This is a genomic window from Streptomyces drozdowiczii, assembly GCF_026167665.1.
GTDB lineage: Bacteria > Actinomycetota > Actinomycetes > Streptomycetales > Streptomycetaceae > Streptomyces > Streptomyces drozdowiczii_A.
In genome coordinates this window covers 4396371-4415088 of the sequence record NZ_CP098740.1, presented here as the reverse complement: position 1 = coordinate 4415088, position 18718 = coordinate 4396371, and the positions used below count along the sequence as shown (strand labels likewise).

At 69.3% G+C, this 18718-nt stretch carries 21 protein-coding genes, 1 tRNA gene, 1 pseudogene and 1 riboswitch; of the genes and pseudogenes, 7 read left to right on the top strand and 16 right to left on the bottom strand.

The features are described from left to right. Window positions 1-521 precede the first annotated feature (521 nt). The 3 genes from NEH16_RS20130 to NEH16_RS20120 all read right to left on the bottom strand — a co-directional run bounded on the left by NEH16_RS20130 (window position 522) and on the right by NEH16_RS20120 (window position 1710). Window positions 522-842: a DMT family transporter gene (locus NEH16_RS20130; RefSeq protein WP_018105629.1), complete on the bottom strand. Its 321-nt coding sequence runs from the start codon at window positions 840-842 to the stop codon at window positions 522-524. A 39-nt stretch (window positions 843-881) separates the two neighbouring features. Beyond that, window positions 882-951: riboswitch (guanidine-III (ykkC-III) riboswitch) on the bottom strand. Between the two features lie 59 nt (window positions 952-1010). Beyond that, a complete protein-coding gene (locus tag NEH16_RS20125) occupies window positions 1011-1349 on the bottom strand; it encodes a GroES family chaperonin (RefSeq protein ID WP_018105628.1) in 339 nt (112 codons plus the stop codon). A 43-nt stretch (window positions 1350-1392) separates the two neighbouring features. Beyond that, window positions 1393-1710 (bottom strand): DUF3618 domain-containing protein, encoded by a 318-nt coding sequence (locus NEH16_RS20120; RefSeq protein WP_073965000.1) that lies wholly within the window; start codon window positions 1708-1710, stop codon window positions 1393-1395. 127 nt (window positions 1711-1837) lie between these two features. Here NEH16_RS20120 and bcp point away from each other — a divergent pair, with 127 nt between their 5' ends. The 4 genes from bcp to NEH16_RS20100 all read left to right on the top strand — a co-directional run bounded on the left by bcp (window position 1838) and on the right by NEH16_RS20100 (window position 5090). Continuing rightward, complete coding sequence (gene bcp, locus NEH16_RS20115; RefSeq protein ID WP_073964999.1) at window positions 1838-2305, top strand: thioredoxin-dependent thiol peroxidase; 468 nt, start codon at window positions 1838-1840, stop codon at window positions 2303-2305. Between the two features lie 173 nt (window positions 2306-2478). Further along, window positions 2479-3975 (top strand): glycine betaine/L-proline transporter ProP, encoded by a 1497-nt coding sequence (proP, locus tag NEH16_RS20110; RefSeq protein ID WP_265544200.1) that lies wholly within the window; start codon window positions 2479-2481, stop codon window positions 3973-3975. Window positions 3976-4132: 157 nt separating this feature from the next. Continuing rightward, window positions 4133-4963, top strand: coding sequence for an HNH endonuclease signature motif containing protein (locus NEH16_RS20105; protein ID WP_265544199.1), 831 nt, complete (start codon window positions 4133-4135; stop codon window positions 4961-4963). Window positions 4964-5006: 43 nt separating this feature from the next. Continuing rightward, a tRNA-Leu gene (locus NEH16_RS20100) sits at window positions 5007-5090 on the top strand. A 61-nt stretch (window positions 5091-5151) separates the two neighbouring features. Here NEH16_RS20100 and rdgB read toward each other — a convergent pair. Beyond that, window positions 5152-5754 (bottom strand): RdgB/HAM1 family non-canonical purine NTP pyrophosphatase, encoded by a 603-nt coding sequence (rdgB, locus tag NEH16_RS20095; protein ID WP_073964995.1) that lies wholly within the window; start codon window positions 5752-5754, stop codon window positions 5152-5154. A gap of 25 nt (window positions 5755-5779) precedes the next feature. After that, complete coding sequence (locus NEH16_RS20090; protein WP_430523759.1) at window positions 5780-6346, bottom strand: TetR/AcrR family transcriptional regulator; 567 nt, start codon at window positions 6344-6346, stop codon at window positions 5780-5782. Between the two features lie 134 nt (window positions 6347-6480). Here NEH16_RS20090 and NEH16_RS20085 point away from each other — a divergent pair, with 134 nt between their 5' ends. Further along, window positions 6481-8067 (top strand): carboxylesterase/lipase family protein, encoded by a 1587-nt coding sequence (locus NEH16_RS20085; RefSeq protein ID WP_265544198.1) that lies wholly within the window; start codon window positions 6481-6483, stop codon window positions 8065-8067. Between the two features lie 55 nt (window positions 8068-8122). On the opposite strand, the gene NEH16_RS20080 is transcribed toward NEH16_RS20085, so the two are convergent. From NEH16_RS20080 to NEH16_RS20070, 3 genes are all read right to left on the bottom strand, one after another. Then, window positions 8123-8512: a hypothetical protein gene (locus NEH16_RS20080; RefSeq protein ID WP_265544197.1), complete on the bottom strand. Its 390-nt coding sequence runs from the start codon at window positions 8510-8512 to the stop codon at window positions 8123-8125. Window positions 8513-8635: 123 nt separating this feature from the next. Continuing rightward, window positions 8636-9373 (bottom strand): ribonuclease PH, encoded by a 738-nt coding sequence (gene rph / locus NEH16_RS20075; RefSeq protein WP_018105618.1) that lies wholly within the window; start codon window positions 9371-9373, stop codon window positions 8636-8638. 97 nt (window positions 9374-9470) lie between these two features. Further along, entirely contained in the window at window positions 9471-9704 is a 234-nt protein-coding gene (locus NEH16_RS20070; RefSeq protein ID WP_018105617.1) for a glucose PTS transporter subunit EIIB, read from the bottom strand. Between the two features lie 223 nt (window positions 9705-9927). Between NEH16_RS20070 and NEH16_RS20065 the strand changes: the two are divergent. Together NEH16_RS20065 and NEH16_RS20060 are read left to right on the top strand one after the other, a co-directional pair. Next, window positions 9928-11186: pseudogene (locus NEH16_RS20065) on the top strand (PTS transporter subunit EIIC). 263 nt (window positions 11187-11449) lie between these two features. Continuing rightward, on the top strand, window positions 11450-12709 hold the full coding sequence (locus NEH16_RS20060) for a PTS transporter subunit EIIC (protein WP_265544196.1): 1260 nt from the start codon (window positions 11450-11452) through the stop codon (window positions 12707-12709). Between the two features lie 80 nt (window positions 12710-12789). Here NEH16_RS20060 and NEH16_RS20055 read toward each other — a convergent pair whose 3' ends face one another. The 8 genes from NEH16_RS20055 to clpS form a co-directional block, all read right to left on the bottom strand. After that, window positions 12790-13542 (bottom strand): MBL fold metallo-hydrolase, encoded by a 753-nt coding sequence (locus tag NEH16_RS20055; protein WP_265544195.1) that lies wholly within the window; start codon window positions 13540-13542, stop codon window positions 12790-12792. Window positions 13543-13861: 319 nt separating this feature from the next. Continuing rightward, a complete protein-coding gene (locus NEH16_RS20050; RefSeq protein WP_265544194.1) occupies window positions 13862-14812 on the bottom strand; it encodes a PLP-dependent cysteine synthase family protein in 951 nt (316 codons plus the stop codon). Further along, entirely contained in the window at window positions 14812-15090 is a 279-nt protein-coding gene (locus tag NEH16_RS20045; protein ID WP_018105612.1) for a MoaD/ThiS family protein, read from the bottom strand. Before NEH16_RS20045 ends, NEH16_RS20050 begins: the two co-directional genes overlap by 1 nt. A 126-nt stretch (window positions 15091-15216) precedes the next feature. Beyond that, window positions 15217-15342: a putative leader peptide gene (locus NEH16_RS20040; protein WP_265547502.1), complete on the bottom strand. Its 126-nt coding sequence runs from the start codon at window positions 15340-15342 to the stop codon at window positions 15217-15219. 123 nt (window positions 15343-15465) lie between these two features. Next, window positions 15466-15897: a Mov34/MPN/PAD-1 family protein gene (locus NEH16_RS20035; protein ID WP_073964988.1), complete on the bottom strand. Its 432-nt coding sequence runs from the start codon at window positions 15895-15897 to the stop codon at window positions 15466-15468. Between the two features lie 91 nt (window positions 15898-15988). Further along, window positions 15989-17437: an amino acid permease gene (locus tag NEH16_RS20030; protein ID WP_265544193.1), complete on the bottom strand. Its 1449-nt coding sequence runs from the start codon at window positions 17435-17437 to the stop codon at window positions 15989-15991. 316 nt (window positions 17438-17753) lie between these two features. Next, window positions 17754-18338, bottom strand: a complete 585-nt coding sequence (locus NEH16_RS20025; RefSeq protein ID WP_265544192.1) for a DUF2017 domain-containing protein — start codon at window positions 18336-18338, stop codon at window positions 17754-17756. A 42-nt stretch (window positions 18339-18380) separates the two neighbouring features. Further along, window positions 18381-18695 (bottom strand): ATP-dependent Clp protease adapter ClpS, encoded by a 315-nt coding sequence (gene clpS / locus NEH16_RS20020; protein WP_073964985.1) that lies wholly within the window; start codon window positions 18693-18695, stop codon window positions 18381-18383. Window positions 18696-18718: the final 23 nt, after the last annotated feature.

Below are 18718 nucleotides of genomic sequence, written 5' to 3'. Positions count from 1 at the left end.
GACCTCGCCACCGTCATCGCCGTCATGGGCCAGGACCCGGACACCGGCGCCCAGGAATCCCTCTACGGCGCGCTCGGGCTCCCCCGCATCAACGGCGGCGGCGCCCCCGCCGAGACCTGGGCCCAGTACACCGGGGCCGCCCTGAAGGGCACCCCCGCCCAGGACTTCGACCTCGACGTGGAGGAGGACACCGACGACACCGCGCTGCCCACCGCCGAGGACACCGCCCCGGCGACACCGGCCGCCGCACCCCCTCGGCCACCCCGAGGCGCACCCCGCCCACCACCCCGTCCCGGACCCCGTCGGCCCCGCGCACCACCCCCGGCACCACGGACAACCCGGCCGGGGGCGCGGGCGCCGGCGGCACGACGGACGGCGGGACGGACACGGGCGGCGGGGACGGCGGGGACACCGGGGGCGGGGACGGCGGCGACATCGGCGGCTTCCTCGAAGGGCCGCGCGGCACCCGGGCCCCCAGCACCCGGCCCTGAGCCCCTGAAGCCCCCGGCGGCCCCGCCGGGTCAGTGCCCCGAGGTGGCCTTCAGCCCGACCACCGCCACCAGCAGCAGGCACACGAAGAAGATCCGGGCCGCCGTCACCGGCTCGTGCAGCACCACCATGCCCAGGACCGCGGCACCCGCCGCGCCGATCCCGACCCACACCCCGTACGCCGTACCGATCGGCAGGGTCCGGGCCGCGTGCGACAGCAGCATCATGCTCGCCACGATCCCCAGGCCCGTGAACACGCTCGGCCACAGCCGGGTGAACCCCTCGGTGTACTTCATCCCGATCGACCAGGCCACTTCCAGCAGACCGGCGACGACCAGCAGAACCCACGCCACGACAGCACCTCCGACGAGACAGAACACGCGAACAACACGGGTGCGTCGTCTTTGCGAAACCCGGTACGGCGCGTCTCGTCGGGGTCCCTCCACGGTAGCAAAGGACAGGCGAAGGGCCCGGTGACAACGGCCACCGGGCCCTCCGCCCACAGATCTACGGATCCAGCTCTACAGATACAGCCCGGTCGAATCCTCCGAGCCCTCGAACCGGTCCGCGGCCACCGCGTGCAGGTCGCGCTCGCGCATCAGCACGTACGCCACACCCCGCACCTCGACCTCCGCCCGGTCCTCCGGGTCGAACAGCACCCGGTCGCCCGGCTCGACCGTCCGCACGTTCTGCCCCACCGCCACCACCACGGCCCACGCCAGCCGGCGGCCGACCGCGGCCGTCGCGGGAATCAGGATGCCGCCGCCGGAACGCCGCTCGCCCTCGGGCGACTCGGACCGGACCAGCACTCGGTCGTGCAGCATCCGGATGGGCAGCTTGTCGTCGGTGTTCTCGCTCACGCCCCGCAACCTACCGGGCAGCACGCCCGGCACGCGCGAGGGGTCAGCGCTTGCGCCGCGAGGAGACGACGACCAGGCCGACCACGCCCGCCGCGAGCAGCGCCGCCGGGATCACGCGCTCCAGCCGCGGGCTGCCCGTCTCCGAGACGAACTGGGCCTTGACGTCCGACACCGCGCGATTCACCGCCACGTACGCCCGGCCGGCCGTCCGGTCCACGGTCCCGGCGACCTTCGCCTTCGCGTCACCGATGATCGTCTTCGGGTGCACCCGCACCCCGATCTCATCGAGTACCACCGCAAGCTGCTCGCGCCTGCTGATGATGTCCGCCTCGATCTGCGCAGGGGTCCTGGCATCCGACACCGCGCCGCCTCCGTGGTCCTCGTCCGGTAAACCTTCATCGACAGTCTGTCAGTTCCGCCGCATCCGCACCCGGCGGCACCCCCATTACGCTCGGTCCCGTAGACCCCACGTACCAACGAGGAGAACCATGAGCGAGCGCCTCGCCCCCGGCGACACCGCCCCCGCCTTCACCCTGCCCGACGCGGACGGCAACGACGTCTCGCTCGCGGACCACAAGGGCCGCAAGGTCATCGTCTACTTCTACCCCGCCGCTCTTACCCCCGGCTGCACCAAGCAGGCGTGCGACTTCACGGACAACCTCGATCTGCTCGCCGAGGCCGGCTACGACGTCATCGGGGTCTCGCCGGACAAGCCGGAGAAGCTCGCGAAGTTCCGCGAGAAGGAGAACCTCAAGGTCACACTGGTGGGCGATCCGGCCAAGGAGACCCTTGAGGCGTACGGCGCGTACGGCGAGAAGAAGCTCTACGGCAAAACGGTGACGGGCGTCATCCGGTCCACGGTCGTGGTGGACGAGGACGGCAAGGTCGCCCACGCCTTCTACAACGTCAAGGCCACCGGCCACGTCGCCAAGATCATCAAGGACCTCAAGATCTGAGGTCGGCGAGCACGGCCCGTAAGCCGCACAGAACAGCCCGAAACGGGCCATCCGCTGGGCCGAATGGCCGAAATCATGTGATGGACATCCCAATCCTTCGCTGAACCGGTTTGCGGCCGCCATGTCCGCGCAGAAGCCTTTCCTGTAACAGTTGCCGAGGAAAGGAACCGGCCATGGCGGCCTCCGACCCCCACCAGGTGGCCGACCCTGAAGCGGTCAAACGTCACCCCGCGCTGTTCCGTGCGATCCGGAAGCGGCAGAACCCCAAGCTGCGGCGCACCGACATCACCATCACGGACGACCAGGCGGTCAAGCGCGCGGTGAAGGCCGCCTCGCTCGGCAACGCGATGGAGTGGTTCGACTTCGGCATCTACTCCTACCTCGCCGGGACGCTGGGACACGTCTTCTTCCCGTCCGGGAACGACACGACCCAGCTCCTCTCCTCGTTCGCCACCTTCGCGGTCGCCTTCCTCGTACGGCCCCTCGGCGGCATGTTCTTCGGCCCGATGGGCGACAAGATCGGCCGCAAGAAGGTCCTCGCCCTCACGATGATCATGATGGCGATCGGCACCTTCGCGATCGGCCTGATCCCCTCCCACGCCACGATCGGCGTCTGGGCCGCGGTCCTGCTGATCTTCTTCCGCATGCTCCAGGGCTTCTCGACGGGCGGTGAGTACGGCGGTGCCTCGACCTTCATCGCGGAGTACGCCCCCGACAAGCGGCGCGGCTTCTTCGGCAGCTTCCTGGAGTTCGGCACGCTCGCCGGCTACGTGGGCGCCGCGGGCCTGGTGACGCTGCTGTACGCGCTCCTCGACGACGCCCAGATGGACGCCTGGGGCTGGCGCGTACCGTTCCTGGTCGCCGGGCCGCTCGGCCTGGTCGGCCTCTACCTGCGACTGCGCCTGGACGAGACCCCGGCCTTCCAGAAGCTGGAGGGCGGCACGGCGCACGCCACGGAGGCGGCGGACAGCGTCGAGACGACGGCGAAGGGGGACCTGGGGAAGATCTTCCGCGACTACTGGCCGACGCTGATCCTCTGCATCTGCCTGGTCGGCGCGTACAACATCACCGACTACATGCTGCTGTCGTACATGCCGACGTACCTCTCCGACGAGCTCGGCTACAGCGAGACGCACGGCCTGCTGATCCTGCTCGGCGTGATGGTGTTCCTGATGCTGATCATCAACCAGGTCGGCAAGCTCTCGGACCGCTTCGGCCGCAAGCCGCTTCTGATGACCGGCATGCTGGGCTTCCTGATCTTCTCGCTGCCCGCGTTCCTGCTGATCCGCCAGGGCAGCATCCCCGCGATCATCATCGGCATGCTGATGCTGGGCCTCTCCCTGGTCTGCATGCTCGGCACGATGTCGGCGGCGCTCCCGGCCCTGTTCCCGACGAACGTCCGCTACGGCTCGCTCTCGGTGGGCTACAACCTCTCGGCGTCGATCTTCGGCGGTACGACTCCGCTGGTGATCACGGCCCTGATCAGCGTCTCCGGCTCCAACCTGATGCCGGCGTACTACTCGATGGCGGCGGCCCTGGTGGGCGTGATCGCGGTGGCCTGCATGAAGGAGACCGCGAACAAGCCGCTGGCAGGCTCCCCGCCGTCGGTGGAAACGGAAGAGGAAGCCGCCGAACTGGTCCACGCCCAAACCCCCGACCCGAAGTTCTGACCCTCTCCCTCCGCGGCCCGTACAGCTTCTCCACGAAGCGGTACGGGCCGTTCCGCATCTTGTCGGATATCGGACGTGACGCTCCGATAGTCGGTTCGTTACTCCGTACGAGGCCGCGAACGAGCGGCCGGATGCGGTTCTGAGGTGGGGCAGGAACATGTCTGACGTGTACGAGCGGCAACGACTCGCCGAGGCCGTCGCATCGTCCTCGTCGCTACGTGAGGTCGTGGTCAAACTCGGGGCACCACCGGCGACCGGCACGCTGTCTCACATAGGCCGCCGCATCACGGCGGCGGGCATCGATGTCAGCCACTTCCCCGGCATGAACCGCCCACAGCTGGACCTGATCTTCACCACGGAGGAACTACGGGCCGCAGCACTGACCGCCGACAGCGTGCGCGGGGTGGCCAGAAACCTGGAAATGAGCGACGACAGCCAGTCGCGCTCGGCTCTGGCTGCCCTGCTCCGCAGACGAGGCATCGACACCTCGCACTTCCGGAGGGCACGCCTTGCCATCCCGGAAGCAGCGCTGAGGAAAGCCATTCCGGACGCAACAAGCTACGCGGACGTCATGCGCGCGCTCGGCCTTGAGGTCCAAGACACGAATCACCGCCGCGTGCGACGCGCGGTTCTCCGGCTGGAGCTCGACACGAGCCACTTCAGGCGTCGTCCTTGGTCAGCGCAACAAGCAGCCAAGCCCAAGGCGGTCGCGCCGACGACCTTGGTTGTCAGACCGCCGGGGTCGGCGCGCGTGAACAGGGAGAGGCTTCACCGCGCCCTCCAGGAGATCGGTGTCGCCTACCGTTGTACGTCCTGTGGCAACCGGGGCAGGTGGATGAAGCAAACCTGCACGCTTCAGATCGACCACATCAACGGTGACTGGCTCGACAACCGGGCTGAGAACCTGCGCTATCTGTGCCCCAACTGCCACCCACTCACCGAGACATGGTGTCGCAACCGGCGCCCCAAAGAGACGAGCACACCCTAAACCCTCGGGCTGACGACACCTCCCCTTGTAGACTGCCGGGGAAGCGCGAGTGCTGGAATTGGTTAGACAGGCTGGTTTTAGGTACCAGTGCCCTAGCGGCGTGAGGGTTCGAGTCCCTCCTCGCGTACCCCCTCGGCAGGCCCGACTCGCTCAGCGGCGAGTCGGGCCTGCCGCATTCACAAAAGGCGTCAGCCCACCAGCTCCCGCACCACCGGCACAAGCGCCCGGAACGCCTTCCCCCGGTGGCTGATCGCGTTCTTTTCGGCCGGGGTCAGTTCCGCGCAGGTGCGGGTTTCGTCGTCGGGCTGGAGGATCGGGTCGTAGCCGAAGCCGTAGCCGCCGGCGGGGGTGTGGCGGAGGGTGCCCGTCAGGCGGCCCTCGACCACGCGTTCCGTGCCGTCCGGGAGGGCGAGCGCGGCGGCGCAGGCGAAGTAGGCCCCGCGATGGGGGTCGGAGATGTCACCGAGCTGGGCCAGGAGCAGGTCCAGGTTGGCGCGGTCGTTGCCGTGGGTGCCGGCCCAGCGGGCCGAGAAGATGCCGGGCGCGCCGCCGAGGACGTCCACGCAGAGGCCGGAGTCGTCCGCGATCGCGGGGTGGCCGGTGGCCTGCGCCAGGGCGTGGGCCTTGAGCAGGGCGTTCTCCGCGAAGGTGACGCCGGTCTCCTTCACGTCGGGGACCTCCGGATACGCGTCGGCGCCGACGAGCTCGTGCGTGAGGCCCGCGTCGGCGAGGATCGCGTGGAGTTCGGTGATCTTCCCGGCGTTGCGGGTGGCGAGGATGAGGCGGGTCATGCGTCCAGTATCGCCGGACCCGGCCTCACTCCTCGTCGGGCAGGCGGGCGGCCAGCGCGCGGATGCCGGCCAGCACCTCGTCGGCGGTGGGCGCCGACTCCGGGTCGGTGATGTGCTGCATCATCAGCCCGCCGAGCAGGGCGAGCTGGACGGACCCGAGGGTGCGCACGGTCTCCTCGGACAGCTCGCCCTCCGGCGTCCCCGTGACCTCGTACGCCATGCCGCTGCGCCCCTGCCGCAGCCCTGAGGCGACCTGCCCGCGGAGTTCCGGGTCGCGCTGGGCGCGCAGGATCGTCTCCAGGTTGGCCAGCCAGAACGTCCGGTTCGCCGAGAACGCCTCGATCAGCCGCTGCCAGAGCGCCCCGAGGTCGCCGTCCCCCGCCGACGGGCCCAGCGCCTGGCCCCCGGAGTCGAGTGCCTCGAAGAGCGCCTGGTTGAGCAGGGCCTCCTTGGAGCCGAAGTGGTAGCCGATGGCCGCCATGCTGACGCCCGCCGCCGAGGCGAGTTCGCGGACGGTGGTGCGTTCGTACCCCTTCTCGAAGAGGCACTTCCTGGCCGCTTCCAGCAGCTTTTCCCGGTTTCCCATACCCATGCGCCGCATCCTAAGCCGCCCGGTACGGACACCTTGCACGATCGATCTATACAAACGTATTGCGCGATCGCCCAACTCCTCGCTACGTTGGTCCTGTTCGCGCACCGAAGACCACATCCAGCTCTGGAGTCCGCATGAGTCCCCTGAAGTCCCGTGTCACCGCCCTCGCAGCAGCAGTCGTCGGCGCGGCACTCACCACGACCGCCCTGGCACCGGCCGCCGACGCCTCGGAGCGTCCTCTTCCCACCCGGGTGGTGACCGCCGAAGGCCCGGTGCAGGGGGCGGTCACCGGTGCGGTGCGGACGTTCCAGGGCATCCCGTACGCGGCGCCGCCGACCGGTGAGCGCCGGTGGAAGAAGCCGGCGGCGGTCCGGCCGTGGTCGGCCACGCTGGACGCCCGGGCCCCTCGGAGCGCGTGCGCGCAGCCCACCGATCAGCCCATCTCGATCGCGGGCGGGGGCAGCGAGGACTGCCTGTATCTGAATGTGACGACGCCGGCCGGGCGGTCGGCGCGGCCCCGGCCGGTGATCGTGTGGATCCACGGCGGGAGCTTCGCGTACGGGGACGGGGCTAGCTATGGCGCGGCGAAGCTGGCGGCGGCGCGGCAGGGCGCGGTGGTGGTGACGGTCGATTACCGGCTCGGGGTGTTCGGTTTCCTGACGGCGCCCGGTCTGCGCGCCCCGGCGAACCTGGGGCTGCTCGACCAGCAGGCCGCGCTGCGGTGGGTGGCGCGCAACGCGGCGGCGTTCGGCGGGGATCCGGGCAATGTGACGCTGATGGGGCAGTCGGGCGGGGGCTACAGCGTGTGCGCGCAGCTGGTGTCACCGGGCGCGCGGGGGCTGTTCCACAAAGCGATCGTGCAGAGCGCGGGGTGCGTGGGGCCGGACGGTTCGTTCACGCGGGCTCAGGCGGAGGATCAGGGTGAGGCGGTCGTCGCGGCGGCCTTGGGCGACGGCACGGAGGATGTCGACTCCCGTCTGCGGGCCCTGCCGACGGCCGATCTGGTCGAGGCATCTGCGTCCGGTCACGACGGGTACCGCCCGGTGGTGGACGGTGAGGTGGTGCCGGAGGCGCCGGCGGAGGCGATCGCGGCGGGGCGGTTCGCTCGGGTGCCGGTGCTACACGGTTCGACGCGTGACGAGATGAGCGGGCTGGCCGGTATGGACGAACTCATGACGGGCCGGCCGCTGACCGCCGAGGGGTACGCGGAGAAGGTGACGAACCAGTTCGGGGCGGACGCTCCGGCGGTGCTGGCCGAGTATCCGGTGGAGCGGTATCCGGCCCCGGGCGCGGCTCTGTCGGCGGTGCTCACGGACTCGGAGTGGTCGACGGCGGCGCTGGACACGCAGCGGGCGCTGGCGCGGCACACGTCGGTGTACGCGTACGAATTCGCCGAGGCGTCGGCGCCGTACTTCCGGGGCGTGCCGCGTCCGGCGAGCTTCTCACTGGGTACGGGTCACATGACCGACCTCGCGTATCTGTTCGAGAACGAGCTCTTCGAGCCGCTCGACGGGGCTCAGGAGGAGTTGTCGGACACGGCGATCGGATATTGGAGCCGGTTCGCGAGCACCGGTCGGATGAACGGTCCGGGACTGCCGGCGTGGCGGCGGTTCACGGACGACGGGCGGTACGTGCAGCGGCTGGCGTCCGGGGACATCGGCCGGACGGACTTCGCGGCGGGCCACCACTACGCGTTCTGGAAGCGGCTCGCCTCGTCGTGAGCTGAGCCGGGTCCGGGTGTCCCGGCGGTCTTCGTGCCGCCGGGGCACCGGCGCGTCACGGGGTGCAGACCTTGGCGATCTCGCCGGCCGCGTCGGTGACCGGGGTGATGTCCGGGGTCGCGTCGCCCTTGTCGATGGAGTCGCGGACGTTGGTGACACCGGCGCGGAGGTCGTCCACGGCCTTGGAGAGGTCGGCGTCGTCCGTCTTGTCGCCGAGGTTGCCCAGCTCCTCCTGGATCTGGTCCAGGGCCTCGGACGCCTGGGTGGGGTCGTTGGAGGCGTTGGAGACGGCCTGGCGGAGGTTGTCGACGCTGGTGGCGATGGCGTCGGCGGTGCGGACGCAGTCGAGCGTCTTGTCGAGGGCGCCGCAGCCCGCCGCGGTGGCGGTGATCAGTACGGCGGTGACGGCCAGTGCGGTGCGGTGGAGCCGGTGGCGCGCGGCCATGGTGTGGTCCCTCCCCGGGTGCGGATACGCGGACGGGCGCACGGTTCGACCCGTGCGCCCGTATGCGTATCGACGCCGCTGGGCGGGACTTGGTTGCCTCTTTACCTTCCCGGCTTCGCCTTCTCAGGCGCCGAGCGTGGTGGCCAGCGCCTCGTTCTGGAGCTTGGCGAGGTCGACGCAGCCGGCGGTGGCGAGGTCGAGCAGCGCGTTGAGCTCGGTACGGTCGAAGGGTTCGGCCTCGGCGGTGCCCTGGACCTCCACGAAGCGGCCGTCGCCGGTGCAGACGACGTTCATGTCGGTCTCGGCGCGGACGTCCTCCTCGTAGCAGAGGTCGAGGAGCGGGGTGCCGTCCACGATGCCGACGCTGATGGCGGCGACGGTGCCGGTCAGCGGCTTGCGGCCGTGCTTGATGATCTTCTTGCCCTGGGCCCAGGCGACCGCGTCGGCGAGGGCGACGTAGGCGCCGGTGATGGCGGCGGTGCGGGTGCCGCCGTCGGCCTGGAGGACGTCGCAGTCCAGGACGATCGTGTTCTCGCCGAGGGCCTTGTAGTCGATGACGGCGCGCAGGGAGCGGCCGATGAGCCGGCTGATCTCGTGGGTCCGGCCGCCGATCTTGCCGCGTACGGACTCGCGGTCGCCGCGGGTGTTGGTGGACCGGGGCAGCATCGAGTACTCGGCGGTGACCCAGCCCTCGCCGCTGCCCTTGCGCCAGCGCGGCACGCCTTCGGTGACGGAGGCGGTGCAGAAGACTTTGGTGTCGCCGAAGGAGATGAGCACGGAACCTTCGGCGTGCTTGCTCCATCCGCGTTCGATGGTGACGGGACGGAGCTGGTCGGCGGTGCGGCCGTCGATACGAGACATGGCGCCGAGCCTATCGGGTGACGGGGCCCCGGTTTCCGGTACGCCGCAGGCCCCGCCCGGGTGGGGCGGGGCCTGCGGAAGCGGGTTCAGGCGGTCGTCACATCATGTCTTCGATGTCGGCCGCGATCGGGTCCGCGTCGGTGCCGATGACGACCTGGATCGCGGTGCCCATCTTCACGACGCCGTGTGCGCCGGCGGCCTTGAGCGCGGCCTCGTCGACCTTGCTGGGGTCGACGACCTCGGTGCGCAGGCGCGTGATGCAGCCCTCGACCTCTTCGATGTTCTCGATTCCGCCGAGCCCGGCGACGATCTTCTCAGCCTTGCTGGCCATGGCCTTCTCCCTGGTTCCTCATGTGCGTGCGACGGCCCACCCTGGGTCCGTTTCGTCACGGTAACGCACGGTTGGCCCAACTTCTCGGGCGGGCAACCGCACGGTCCCCAATGATGACGATCACCGGCGCCCCGCCTTCCGGGCCGGGCTCCGCACCGTATCGCGACTGGTCTACACCAGTATGCGACGACCGCCAAACCAGGCGTGTTCCGGGAGGATGCCGATGAGTTCGAACGCGGCCGCGCTACCGCAGCGGAAGTGGTGGAACGGGCCGGTCCAGGGCCTGCAGAAGGTCGGCCGGAGCCTGCAGCTGCCGGTGGCCGTCCTGCCCGCGGCGGGCCTGCTGGTCAGCCTCGGCAATCTCTTCGACTCCTCCCTGCACGGACGTTTCTGGGACAAGTTCGCGAAGGTCCTGCTCAACGGCGGTACCGCGATCCTCGACGGGGAGCTGGGCCTGCCGCTGCTCTTCTGCATCGGCGTCGCGATCGGCTTCGCGAAGAAGGCGGACGGCTCGACCGCGCTCGCCGCCGTCGCCGGCTTCCTGGTCTACCGGGGGTGCTGACGGCGTTCCCGGTGGACGGCTCGGTGACCAAGGACGTCCCGGACGGGGTGCCGCAGAACCCGGGCGTGCTGGGCGGGATCATCATCGGCCTGCTGACGGCCGTGGTCTGGCAGCGCTACCACCGGACGAAGCTGGTCGACTGGCTCGGCTTCTTCAACGGCCGCCGGCTCGTCCCGATCCTGATGGCGTTCCTCTGCGTGATCCTGGGCGTGCTGTTCGGGCTGCTGTGGCAGCCGGTGGGCGACGCGCTGACCTGGTTCGCCAAGCAGCTGATCAACCTGGGCGCCTGGGGCGCGGCGATCTTCGGCTTCGCCAACCGGTTGCTGATCCCGATCGGCATGCACCAGTTCCTGAACACGTTCTTCTGGTTCCAGGCGGGCGAGTACACCGGCAGCGACGGCGGCACGGTCCAGGGCGACATCTCCCGGTTCTTCGCCGGGGACCCGTCGGCCGGGCAGTTCACCTCGGGCTTCTTCCCGATCATGATGTTCGGCCTCCCGGCGGCGGCCCTGGCCATCGCGCACACCGCGCGGCCGGAGCGGCGCAAGGAGGTCGCCGGGTTGATGCTGTCGGTCGCGCTGACGTCGTTCGTGACGGGCGTGACGGAGCCGCTGGAGTTCTCGTTCCTCTTCGTCGCGCCGCTGCTGTACGGGGTGCACGCGCTCCTGACCGGTGCGTCGATGGGCATCACCTGGGCGCTGGGGGTGCACGCGGGGTTCAGCTTCTCGGCGGGGCTGATCGACTACGTCGTCAACTGGCACCTGGATACGAAACCGTGGCTGATCCTGCCCATCGGCGCCTGCTTCGCGGTCGTCTACTACGTGATCTTCCGGTTCGCGATCACCAAGTTCAACCTTCCGACCCCGGGCCGGGAGCCCGAGGAGGTCGAGGAGGACATCGAGAGGAACCTCACCAAGTAGCCTTTATGCAAGGTCACTGACCTTGTGAGCGCGGCCCCCGGACCATGCGGTCCGGGGGCTTTTCGCATGTCACGGTGCGTATGCGGTAGCTGCTGCGAAGTAGTCGCAAATTGCAGGTTCCTTATCTAACCCTCACCGTGCTACAACTGGTCTACACCACTCAGTGGTCCAGACCACGCGAAGCTCGCGCGACGCGTTTCTCGAGTCGTCGCCCACCCAAAACCCCCTGTCCCCGGCGGCGCCTTGCTTACTGGAGGAAGTTGATGAGTACGGCCACCGCTACGGCGGCCCCCGCGAAGAAGCGGGGCTCCGGCCTGTTCCAGGGCCTGCAGAAGGTGGGTCGCAGCCTGCAGCTGCCGATCGCGGTGCTCCCGGCCGCCGGCCTCATGGTCCGCCTCGGCCAGCCGGACGTGTTCGGCGCCGACGGGCTCGGGTGGGACAAGGTCGCAGCTGTCTTCGGCAACGCCGGCAGCGCGATCACCGGCTCCCTGCCCATCCTGTTCTGCGTCGGTGTGGCCATCGGCTTCGCGAAGAAGGCGGACGGCTCCACCGCCCTCGCCGCTCTCGTGGGCTTCCTGGTCTACAGCAAGGTGCTCCAGGCGTTCCCCGTCACCGACGCCGTGGTCAACACGACGGCCAACAAGGGTGTCGACGTCGCCGCGACGTTCAACGACCCCGGTGTCCTCGGCGGCATCATCATGGGTCTGCTCACCGCGGTCCTGTGGCAGCGGTACCACCGCAAGAAGCTGGTCGACTGGCTCGGCTTCTTCAACGGCCGCCGCCTGGTCCCGATCATCATGGCGTTCGTCGGCGTCATCGTCGGTGTCTTCTTCGGCCTGGTCTGGGAGCCGATCGGTGACGGCATATCCAACTTCGGCGAGTGGATGACCGGTCTCGGCTCCGGCGGCGCCGCGCTGTTCGGCCTGATCAACCGTGGGCTGATCCCGATCGGCATGCACCAGTTCGTGAACACCGTCGCCTGGTTCCAGCTCGGTGACTTCACCGACGCCGCCGGCGAGGTCGCGCACGGCGACTACGGCCGCTTCCTCGCGGGTGACCCGTCTGCCGGTATGTTCATGTCGGGCTTCTTCCCGATCATGATGTTCGGCCTCCCGGCCGCCGCGATCGCCATCGCGCACACCGCTCGCCCCGAGCGCCGCAAGGCCGTGATGGGCATGATGGTCTCGCTCGCGCTGACCTCGTTCGTCACCGGTGTGACCGAGCCGATCGAGTTCTCGTTCATGTTCATCGCGCCGCTGCTGTACGTGATCCACGCGGTCCTCACCGCCGTGTCGCTGGCTGTGACCTGGGCGCTCGGCGTCCACGCGGGCTTCAACTTCTCGGCCGGTCTCATCGACTACGCCTTGTACTGGAAGCTCGACACGAAGCCCTGGCTGATCATCCCGATCGGTCTTGTCTTCGCCGCTCTGTACTACGTGGTCTTCCGCTTCGCGATCACCAAGTTCAACCTCACCACCCCGGGCCGTGAGCCCGAGGAGGAGATCGAGGACCTGACCAAGTAGGTCCGGCCCGACAGCTCGAAGCCCTCACCTTCCCGGCGGAAGGTGAGGGCTTCGTCGTACGCGTACGAGGAGCGCGCCGCTCAGACTTCGTACACCGCGCCCGGCGCCGCGAGTTCCGTCGGGCCGGTGAAGACCTCGCGGGCGTCGGAGAGGTTGCGCTCGGCGTCGGTCCACGGCGGGATGTGCGTGAGCACCAGGCGGCCGACGCCCGCCCGGGCCGCCAGCTCGCCGGCCTCGCGGCCGTTGAGGTGGAGGTCCGGGATGTCCTCCTTGCCGTGCACGAAGGACGCCTCGCAGAGGAAGAGGTCCGTGCCCTCGGCCAGCTCGTCCAGGGCCTCGCAGATGCCGGTGTCACCGGAGTACGTGAGCGAGGAGCCGCCGTGCTCGATGCGGATGCCGTACGTGTCCACGGGGTGCCGGAGCTTCTCCGTACGCACCGAGAAGGGGCCGATCTCGAACCAGCCCGGCTTCAGCGTGTGGAAGTCGAAGACCTCGCTCATCGCGTTGTCGGACGGGGTGTCCGCGTGCGCGGTGGTGAGCCGCTGCTCGGTGCCCTCGGGGCCGTAGACCGGGATGCGGGCCGGGCGGTCGCCGCCGTGCGGGTAGTACCGGACGACGAAGTACGCGCACATGTCGATGCAGTGGTCGGCGTGCAGGTGGCTGAGGAAGATGGCGTCGAGGTCGTAGAGACCGACGTGGCGCTGCAACTCTCCGAGGGCGCCGTTGCCCATGTCGAGGAGCAGCCGGAAGCCGTCGGCCTCTACGAGGTAGCTCGAGCATGCCGATCCCGCGGAGGGGAACGAGCCGGAGCAGCCGACGACGGTGAGCTTCATGGAGCGTGAACCTCCGAGACGTGGGAACGGGGAGGGTTCGTGCGGTTCTCGCGGTGCGGTTTGTTGAGCGTAAGGCGCGAAAGTGCGGGTCGCTCCTTCGGGGTGGCTCGTTGTGGGGGAACTCACCTGCGCTGTCACCGGTTCGGGTGGCGTTCCCCTCCCCGCCCCTTCCCGAAACCGGGGCTCCGCCCCGGACCGGGCTTGATAGTGCGGCGCGAATGACAAAGCCCCCGTTGCCGCGGATGTGCGGCGACGGGGGCAAAATCAAGCCCCTGCGGCGATTGAGCAGCGGGGGTACGGGGCAGCGCCCCCAAAGCAGCTACGCCCAGAGCTGTCCGTGCAGCGTCTCGATCGCCGCCTCCGTGGTCGGGGCCGTGTACACGCCGGTCGAGAGGTACTTCCAGCCCCCGTCGGCCACGACGAACACGATGTCCGCGCTCTCCCCGGCCCTCACCGCCTTGTTGCCCACCCCGATCGCGGCGTGCAACGCCGCCCCCGTGGAGACGCCCGCGAAGATCCCCTCCTGCTGGAGGAGTTCGCGGGTGCGCGTCACCGCGTCGGCGGAGCCGACCGAGTAGCGCGTGGTCAGGACCGACGCGTCGTACAGCTCGGGGACGAAGCCCTCGTCCAGGTTGCGCAGGCCGTAGACCAAGTCGTCGTAGCGCGGCTCGGCGGCGACGATCTTGACGCCCTCGACGTGCTCCCGGAGGTAGCGGCCGACGCCCATCAGGGTGCCCGTCGTGCCGAGCCCCGCAACGAAGTGGGTGACCGACGGGAGGTCGGCCAGGATCTCCGGACCGGTCGTCGCGTAGTGCGCACCCGCGTTGTCCGGGTTGCCGTACTGGTAGAGCATCACCCAGTCCGGGTGCTCGGCCGACAGCTCCTTCGCGACGCGGACCGCCGTGTTGGAGCCGCCCGCCACCGGCGAGGAGATGATCTCGGCGCCCCACATGGCAAGCAGGTCGCGCCGCTCTTGGGAGGTGTTCTCCGGCATCACGCACACGATGCGGTAGCCCTTGAGCTTGGCCGCCATGGCGAGCGAGATGCCGGTGTTGCCGCTGGTGGGCTCCAGGATCGTGCAGCCGGGGGTGAGCCGGCCGTCCTTCTCCGCCTGCTCGACCATGTGGAGCGCGGGGCGGTCCTTGATCGAGCCGGTGGGGTTGCGGTCCTCCAGCTTGGCCCAGATGCGGACGTCGTCCGACGGTGACAGCCGCGGCAGGCGGACGAGCGGGGTGTTGCCCACCGCGGCGAGCGGGCTGTCGAAGCGCATCAGTTCATGCCGCCGGCGACGGCCGGGAGGATGGTGATGCTGTCGCCGTCGCTGAGCTTGGTGGAGATGCCGTCCAGGAAGCGGACGTCCTCGTCGTTCAGGTAGACGTTGACGAAGCGGCGCAGCTGGTCGCCGTCCACGATCCGCTCGCGGATGCCCGTGTGGCGGCTCTCCAGGTCCGTGAAGAGGTCGGCGAGGGTGTCCCCCTGGCCCTCGACGGCCTTGGCGCCGTCGGTGTAGGTGCGGAGGATGGTCGGGATGCGGACCTCGATGGCCATGGCGTGGGCTCCTGTCGAAGCGGAGTGGTGGCGGTGGGCGTGGGGCGTGCGGCTCTGCCCCGCGCGGGGTCGGTACGTGGTGCGGTGGGCGCCCGGCCGGTCGGCGGCGCCCGGGTGCGGACCGGCTCAGGCCGCGCGGCCGGCGGACCGGTGGTTCGTACAGATCGCGCTGGAGAGGCGGCACAGGTCGACGTGCAGGCGCGCCACGAGCAGCGAGCCCGGCGTCTTGTCACTCACGTCATGGGGAACCATGCGGTCATCGTATCGATTCCCGGTCGGGGATTCGGAGTGTGATCTCACTTGGTGGATGGTCGGCGTTCGGCAGGTGGACAGGGCCGGGGTCCGCACGGCCCTGCCGCACCGCTGCCGGGGTGGTCAGGCGGCCGGGTACGCCTCCACGACCCGGACCTCCTCCTCGGTGATCTCGCCGTCCACGATCCGGTACGAGCGGAACTGGAAGGGCCCCGCCTCGTCGGTGTCCGCGGTGGAGACGAGCACGTAGTGGGCGCCGGGCTCGTTGGCGTACGTGACGTCGGTGCGTGAGGGGTACGCCTCGGTCGCCGTGTGCGAGTGGTAGACGATCACCGGCTCCTCGTCGCGGTCGTCCATCTCGCGGTACAGCTTGAGCAGGTCGCCGGAGTCGAACTCGTAGAACGTGGGTGAGCGCGCGGCGTTGAGCATGGGGATGAAGCGCTCGGGGCGGCCGCTGCCGGCGGGTCCGGCGACGACGCCGCACGCCTCGTCGGGGTGGTCGGCGCGGGCGTGCGCGACGATCTGGTCGTACAGCGTCTGGGTGATGGTCAGCATGGCGCCCAGGATAGGACGACGGGCCCCGCGTACCGAGGAGTGGTACGCGGGGGCCCGCATCGTGAAACGCCGCTGGTGGGAGGCGGACGCCTCAGCGCTTGACGCGCGCCGCGAACGCCTTGCCCTCCGGGTTCCTGGACTTCAGGACCAGGTAGGAGACGCCGAGGATCAGGGCCCACAGCGGGGCGCAGTAGAGGGAGATCCTGGTGTCCTTGTCGATGCCCATCATGACGATGACCACGGCGAGGAACGCGAGCGCGAAGCCGCTGGTGTACGGGGCGCCGGGGGCGCGGAAGGAGGACTGCGGGAGCAGTCCGCGCTCGGCGAGGCGGCGGTAGCGGATCTGGCTGATCAGGATCATGATCCAGGCCCACATGCCGGAGATCGTGGCGAAGGAGACGACGTAGGTGAAGGCGTCGCCGGGCCACTGGTAGTTGACCCACACGCCGACGAGCATCAGCGCGGCGGAGAACGTGGTGCCGATGAGCGGGGTGCCGCTGCGGGTGAGCCGGGTGAAGAACTTCGGGCCCTGGCCGTTGAGCGCGAGGTCGCGCAGCATGCGGCCGGTGGAGTACATCCCGGAGTTGCAGGAGGAGAGCGCGGCGGTGAGGACGACGAAGTTGACGATGCCGGCGCCGACGCCGAGGCCCATCTTCTTGAAGGCTTCCACGAACGGGGAGACGCCGGGCGAGAACTCGGTCCAGGGCACCACCGAGAGGATCATGATCAGCGCGCCGACGTAGAAGACGGCGATGCGCCAGGGCACGGTGTTGATGGCCTTGGGCAGGACGGTCTTGGGGTCCTTGGACTCACCGGCGGTGACGCCGACGAGTTCGACGGCGAGGAAGGCGAACATCACGATCTGCAAGGTCATCAGGGTGCCCTTGATGCCGTGCGGGAAGAAGCCGCCGTCGGACCACAGATGGGTGACGCTCGCGGTGTCCCCGGCGTCGGAGAAGCCGAGGGTGAGGATTCCGGCGCAGATGAGGATCATGCCGACGATGGCGGTGACCTTGACCATCGAGAACCAGAACTCCAACTCACCGAAGAGCTTTACGGAGATGAGGTTCACGCCGTACAGAATGAAAGTGAAGACCAGGGCCGAGACCCATTGCGGAATGTCGAACCAGAACGTCATGTACTGGGCGGCGGCGGTGACTTCGGTGATTCCGGTGACGACCCAGAAGAGCCAGTACGTCCAGCCGGTGACGAAGCCCGCGAAGGGGCCGATGAATTCGCGTGCGTACTCCGAGAACGAGCCCGAGACCGGGCGGTACATGAGGAGTTCGCCGAGTGCGCGCATGATGAAGAAGATGACCAGGCCCGCGATGGCGTAGGCCAGGATGAGGCTGGGTCCGGCCTTGGCGATGGCCTTTCCGGCGCCGAGGAAGAGCCCGGTGCCGATGGCCCCGCCGATCGCGATCATCTGGATCTGGCGGGCGCCGAGTGCTCTCTGGTAGCCCTCGCCGGAAGTCGTGGCATCCGCGGCCGCGGCGTGCGGGCCGTCGGGCCCCTTGTCGTCGATCTGCGCCGATGTCATGTGGTTGCGCCTTTCTCCACGCCGATCCGCGCCTTTCGGCCGCGGATCAGGTCCTGATCCCCCGGATACGGATGGAGTGCCGCCGGTGGTTACCGGCTGATAGCGCCTACCCGGGAACAGGGGTGTCGTTCCCGGGTGGTCGTGAAGATTTATCACGGGCGTGACGGCGGTCCGGCGGACGTTATGTGGCGCACACCACAAGTAAAAGCGGACAAGGCGGAACGAGCGCTGCAAAAAAGACCGTTCAGGTGACGCGATCGTTATTCGGATTTGAGTGTCCGTTGAGCGAACACCGTGACGGGGCGCGCACTCGGCGTCACGGCATCATGGTCTCGACCAGGGTTTCCTGGAGGGCGCCGAGCCAGAGATAGGCCATGACCATGGGCTTTCGGGGGTCGCTGTCCGGGAGCCGGTAGAGCGAGCCCTCCTCGCCCTCGTCCTCGTCGCTGACGTCGAGGCGGGTGCCGATGGTGAGCCGGAGGTCGTTGAGCGAGCCGAGCCAGTTGCGGCACTCGTCGGCGGTGAGGGTGAGCACGGCCGCCCCGTCGCCCGCAGGGGTCAGGGCGTCCAGGGTGCGGACGACGACGAGCGCGTCCTCGCGCTTGCGGGTGCGCAGGTCGTTCTCGGTGAAGCGGCGGAACTCGGCGGAGGCGGCACGCAGTTCGTCGTCCCCGTCGCCGTACGCCTCCGGGAAGAGGCGGGCCAGGGCCGGGTCGGTGGGCGGCTCGCTGGGGCCCTCGGCGAAGAGCGCGGCGAGCGGGTCCTCGCCCTCGGCGGGCTCGTCGCCGGGGCCGATGAGTTCGAGCAGCTGGACGGCGAGGGAGCGCAGGATCGCGATCTCCACCTCGTCGAGCGCGACGGCCGCGCCGCCGCCGGGAGTGGCCTCGAAGTGGCCGGCCATGGGTTCTCTCCGATGATGGTCGGGCGGTGCGGGGGTGCGGTGTTAGTTGCGGTCCTGGGTGAGCGTGGCCCACAGCCCGTAGCCGTGCATGGCCTGGACGTCGCGTTCCATCTCCTCGCGGCTGCCGCTGGAGACGACGGCGCGGCCCTTCTGGTGGACGTCGAGCATCAGCTTGTGCGCCTTGTCCTTGGAGTAGCCGAAGTACGCCTGGAACACATAGGTCACATAGCTCATGAGGTTGACCGGGTCGTTGTGGACCAGCGTCACCCAGGGGACGTCGGGCTCGGGGACGACGAGGTGGTCCTCGGCCGATTCGGGACGTTCGATCTCTGTAGGGGCGACGCTCACCTGTCCCATGCTGCCACTCGCAGGGGTCCCTC